Source organism: Methylacidimicrobium cyclopophantes, assembly GCF_902143385.2.
GTDB classification, from domain to species: domain Bacteria; phylum Verrucomicrobiota; class Verrucomicrobiia; order Methylacidiphilales; family Methylacidiphilaceae; genus Methylacidimicrobium; species Methylacidimicrobium cyclopophantes.
Genome location: NZ_CABFUZ020000006.1, coordinates 1 through 4,394 on the forward strand (window position 1 = coordinate 1; position 4,394 = coordinate 4,394).

Annotated in this window: 5 protein-coding genes; 4 read left to right on the forward strand and 1 reads right to left on the reverse strand. The window is 60.4% G+C overall.

The annotated features are described in order from the left end of the window. Positions 1-117: 117 nt before the first annotated feature. From prfA to coaD, 4 genes are read left to right on the forward strand one after another with little or no spacing between them, the layout of a single operon-like run. Complete coding sequence (prfA, locus tag FN369_RS00205; RefSeq protein ID WP_142524214.1) at positions 118-1,221, forward strand: peptide chain release factor 1; 1,104 nt, start codon at positions 118-120, stop codon at positions 1,219-1,221. Further along, entirely contained in the window at positions 1,218-2,045 is an 828-nt protein-coding gene (gene prmC, locus FN369_RS00210) for a peptide chain release factor N(5)-glutamine methyltransferase (RefSeq protein ID WP_142524215.1), read from the forward strand. Before prfA ends, prmC begins: the two co-directional genes overlap by 4 nt. Continuing rightward, positions 2,038-3,297 carry a UDP-N-acetylglucosamine 1-carboxyvinyltransferase gene (gene murA / locus FN369_RS00215; protein ID WP_142524216.1) on the forward strand — a complete coding sequence of 420 codons (1,260 nt, stop codon included), beginning with the start codon at positions 2,038-2,040 and terminating at the stop codon, positions 3,295-3,297. Before prmC ends, murA begins: the two co-directional genes overlap by 8 nt. A 2-nt stretch (positions 3,298-3,299) precedes the next feature. Further along, complete coding sequence (gene coaD / locus FN369_RS00220; RefSeq protein WP_142524218.1) at positions 3,300-3,800, forward strand: pantetheine-phosphate adenylyltransferase; 501 nt, start codon at positions 3,300-3,302, stop codon at positions 3,798-3,800. Here coaD and FN369_RS00225 read toward each other — a convergent pair. Then, positions 3,790-4,275 (reverse strand): hypothetical protein, encoded by a 486-nt coding sequence (locus tag FN369_RS00225; RefSeq protein WP_246189453.1) that lies wholly within the window; start codon positions 4,273-4,275, stop codon positions 3,790-3,792. The two genes, coaD and FN369_RS00225, sit on opposite strands and share 11 nt — an antisense overlap. Positions 4,276-4,394: the final 119 nt, after the last annotated feature.

A 4,394-nucleotide genomic window follows, 5' to 3' on the forward strand; every position in this document is an offset into this window, starting at 1 on the left:
GGCGGCCGCCGCTTCCAAAACGGTCAAGAAGCCAAAAAAATAGCGTTCGCTTGACGGCTCGGCCCCCCTTTTCGAGAAAGCGTCCAGAGGCAAGCTTCTGGCTTGTCGGGATTCTCTATGGACCTGACCGGTTACATCTCCCATCTTCGCGAGCGATACGACGAGCTCGAAGAGACCCTTGCCCATCCGGAGATCTACTCCCATCCTGAGCGCGCCGCGGAGCTCACTCGAGAACATGCCCGGTTAAAAGAGATTTTCGAGCAACACCGGCTCTGGATTTCTGCGCAGGAAAGGGTCGAATCGCTGGAAGCCCTGCTTCGCGAATCGGAGGATCCCGAGATTCACCGCATGGCGGAACAGGAGCTCGCCGAGACCCGTCTCGAGGCGGAAAAGGCGCACGGCCGACTCCTGTTGGCTCTCTTGCCCGGGGATGACAACGACTCCCGAAACACGATGCTGGAGATTCGAGCCGGCACGGGCGGCGAGGAAGCGGCTCTTTTCGCGGCGGATCTCTACCGCATGTACAGCCGATATGCCGAAAAACGCGGCTGGCGGCTTACCCCGATGAGTCTTGCTCCCAGCGACCTGGGAGGCTTAAAAGAGATCATTGTCGAGATTTCGGGAGAAGGCGCCTACCGGCAACTCCGCTTTGAGAGCGGTGTGCATAGAGTGCAGCGCGTGCCGGCCACCGAGTCACAGGGACGAGTTCATACATCGACGGCGACCGTAGCCGTCCTTCCAGAAGCGGAGGAAGTCGACGTCGTCCTCAAGCCCGAGGACCTCCGAATCGAGGTCTGCCGGGCGGGTGGACCCGGAGGCCAGGGGGTCAACACGACCGATTCGGCCGTTCAAGTTCTCCACATTCCTACGGGGCTCATCGTTCGCTGCCAGGAAGGACGATCCCAGATTAAGAATCGTGAAAAGGCGATCACGATCCTGCGCACGCGACTCCTTGCGCAAAAGCAACAGGAGGAGAGAGCGAGACTCTCTTCGGAACGGCGCAGCCTCATTGGAAGCGGGGATCGTCATGAGAAGATTCGCACCTACAATTTCCCGCAAGATCGGGTCACCGACCATCGCATTCCGATCACCTTCCACGGTCTCGCTTCGTTCTTGGACGGAAACATCGAACCGCTCCTCGAGGTTTTAGCGAAAAAGGAGATGGAAGCGCGGTTGGCCACCGAAGAGGCAGCGAGCGCTTCTCCCCGCGCCACACCGTGACCCGGCTCGGCTTACTGAGACAAACGATCGACCGACTGGCCCGGGCCTCTGCGGATTCGCCGCGAAGCACGGCACAATGGCTCTTGTCGGAAGCGCTCGGTATCCCCCCTTTTTCGCTCTACACGGAAAGAGACGAGCCGATCCCTCCCGATTCCCTCCGCCGTATCGAATGCTGGACCGAGCGCTGTGCTCAAGGAGAGCCGCTCGCCTACGTCGTGGGATATGCCGACTTTGCCGGCCGGCGTTTCCGAGTCACTCCCTCCACGCTGATCCCCCGACCGGAAACCGAGCTCTTGTTCGAGGCCGCTGCTCGGCTCTTGGGGTCGCTTCCTCCTGGAGCGGTCCTCGACGTCGGAACCGGATGCGGAGCTCTGGCCGTCTCGTTGGCCCGTAGAACACCCGGCCGATCCATCTATGCCTCCGACATCGATCCTTCGGCTTTAGCCGTCGCACAGGAAAACGCACAGGGCGTAACGAACATTACGTTTTATCGGGCAAACCTGTTGCGGCCGCTCCTGGAAGAAGAATTCGCCTTGATCGTAGCCAATCTCCCCTACATTCCAACGAGCCGCCTTGCACAATTGCCACAAAATGTGCAGCGGGAGCCTCGGCGGGCGCTGGACGGCGGGCCCGACGGGCTCGACCTCATCCGCACCCTGATCTCCCAAGCGGCGGGGCGCTGCCGCGCCATTGCCTTGGAGGTGGGAGACGATCAGGCGGACAGGGTTCGCGAGCTTCTCGTGCAAGCTGGATTTTTTAACGCCGTATCGCTAAAAGACCTCTCGGGGATCGATCGCATCGTCATCGGAGAATCGTGTGGATAAATTTGCCATTCGAGGGGGAAATCGTCTTCATGGAACGATTTCGGTCAGCGGCTCCAAAAACTCGTCCCTGCCCATTCTCGCCGCCACTTTGTTAACGCGAGAGCGCTGCGTGCTCCATAGGGTCCCAGATCTCACCGATGTCCGCTACATGCTGGACATCTTGCGGTATCTGGGAGCGGATGTGGAATTTTCTCAAGGTTCGGTAGTCGTCGAGGCGCGGAAAGTCGTAGGAGAAACGCCGTACGATTTGGTGCGCCGGATGCGCGCCTCCGTTTGCGTCCTCGGCCCCCTCCTCGCCCGCTGCGGCCGTGCGAAAGTTTCCCTTCCGGGAGGGTGTGTGATCGGCGATCGCCCGATCGATCTCCACCTCCGGGGACTGGAAGCTCTTGGCAGCCGCATCGCCCTTTCCAAAGGATATGTCATCGCGGAAGCTTCCGGCCTTGTTGGAGCCCGAATGTCCCTCCAAGGTCCTCATGGGTCGACCGTTCTAGGCACGGACAATGTGATGATGGCCGCTTGTCTCGCCCGCGGAACGACGATCGTCGAGAACGCCGCATCGGAACCCGAGGTAGCCGATCTCGCTCGGTTTCTCTGCTCCATGGGGGCGAAGGTTCGGCGCGCGGGAGGAAGCCGCCTGGAAATCGAAGGAGTGGACGAGCTGCATGGGGCAGAGCATACGGTCATTTCGGATCGAATCGAGGCGGGAACCTTTGCCGTAGCGGCGGCGATTACCCGGAGCGAGCTCGTACTGGAAGAAGCTCCGATCGAGCATATGCGCAGCACGCTCTCCGCCTTGCAGGATGCGGGCGTCTTCGTGGAGGCGGCGGAAGGCCGCCTTCGTGTGCGGGCGACCGATCCTTTGCATCCCCTGCAATTGAGGACCGGCACCTATCCGGGCTTTCCGACGGATATGCAAGCCCAGTTTTGCGCATTGGCCGCAACGATTCCCGGCCGCAGCCGGATCGAGGATGACATCTTTCCGAATCGTTTCATGCATATCAGCGAGCTCAAGCGGATGGGCGCGCATGCGGACCTTTTAGCAAACGTCGCTGTTATCGATGGAGTCGATCGCTTGAGCGGAGCTCCAGTCATGGCTTCGGACCTGCGCGCCTCCGCCGCCCTCGTTCTCGCCGGGCTGCAGGCGGAAAATACGACGACCATCAGTCGGGTCTATCACATCGACCGCGGCTACGAGCGGATCGATGCCAAACTCCGCGCCGTCGGCGCCGACATAGAACGGCTGCCGAAATGACCATGGCATCCCGCATCGCTCTCTATCCGGGCACATTCGACCCGATCACCTTCGGTCATCTCGATATCATCGAGCGTGCGCAGACATTGTTCGACGAGGTGGTCGTGGGAGTGGCCGCGCAATCCACCAAGGTGCCTGTCTTTCCCCTCGCCGAGCGAGTCCGGCTCGTCGAGCTGTCGGTGGCCGCCCTCCCTCATCGCGTGCGAGTTCTTCCCTTTCATGCTCTGACCGTCGATTTCGCAAAGGAGCTGGGCATCCACGCCATCATCCGCGGGTTGCGAGCGGTCTCCGATTTTGAATTTGAGTTCCAGTTGGCTCTCATGAATCGAAAGATCGCGCCGGCGATCGAGACGGTTTTCCTCGTTCCGCGGGATTCTTTCATCTACCTCAGCTCCTCGCTGATCAAAGAAATCTGCCGTCTGGGCGGATCGGTCTCCTGCTTCGTCCCGAAACCCGTAGAGGAGGCTCTGCACAACACTTTGGCGGCCAAATTCACCGATTGATCAGATCTTCCAAGGCGTCATCGACTCGAATGTCGATCAACTTCCACGCCTCTTCGGGGCGGTAATAGACGAACCGCCACCGCAACGGCTGGAGTTCCAGATCCAGGAGATAGGTAACCACGTAGAGACGGCCTCCGATGGCCCGCGTATCGTAGGGCTCGAAGGCGGTTGCTTTCCCGTAGTAGGTGAACGCTTGCGCCGTCTTGTCCATGAGAACTGAGACATTTTCGTGCCGGCTGCTCAGACGACTGGTGACGAGGAGCTCTTGAAACGCCCTTTGAATTTCTCCCGCGAGAAGATCCCTGAAAAACCGCTCGATGGGCGCACGAATCTCGGGAACGGGCGCCTGCAAGTTCGGCTCTCCATGCGTGCGCAGAGGCGGGAGATCTCGTACCTGGGGTGAGGGCGCTGCTTGGCCGAATGCGACAACCGGCAGCAACCCACCGATCACGATCAGACCGATAACCCGGCCCATCCCGCGCGGGAAAGGGCTGGCGGCGGCACGCTTGCCTTGCCGGAATCTTTTCTCCATTCTTACCTCGCATGCACCAGGGGATGCGGTCTTTTTCCGATGTCGCCGTCCGAGCGCTCGGA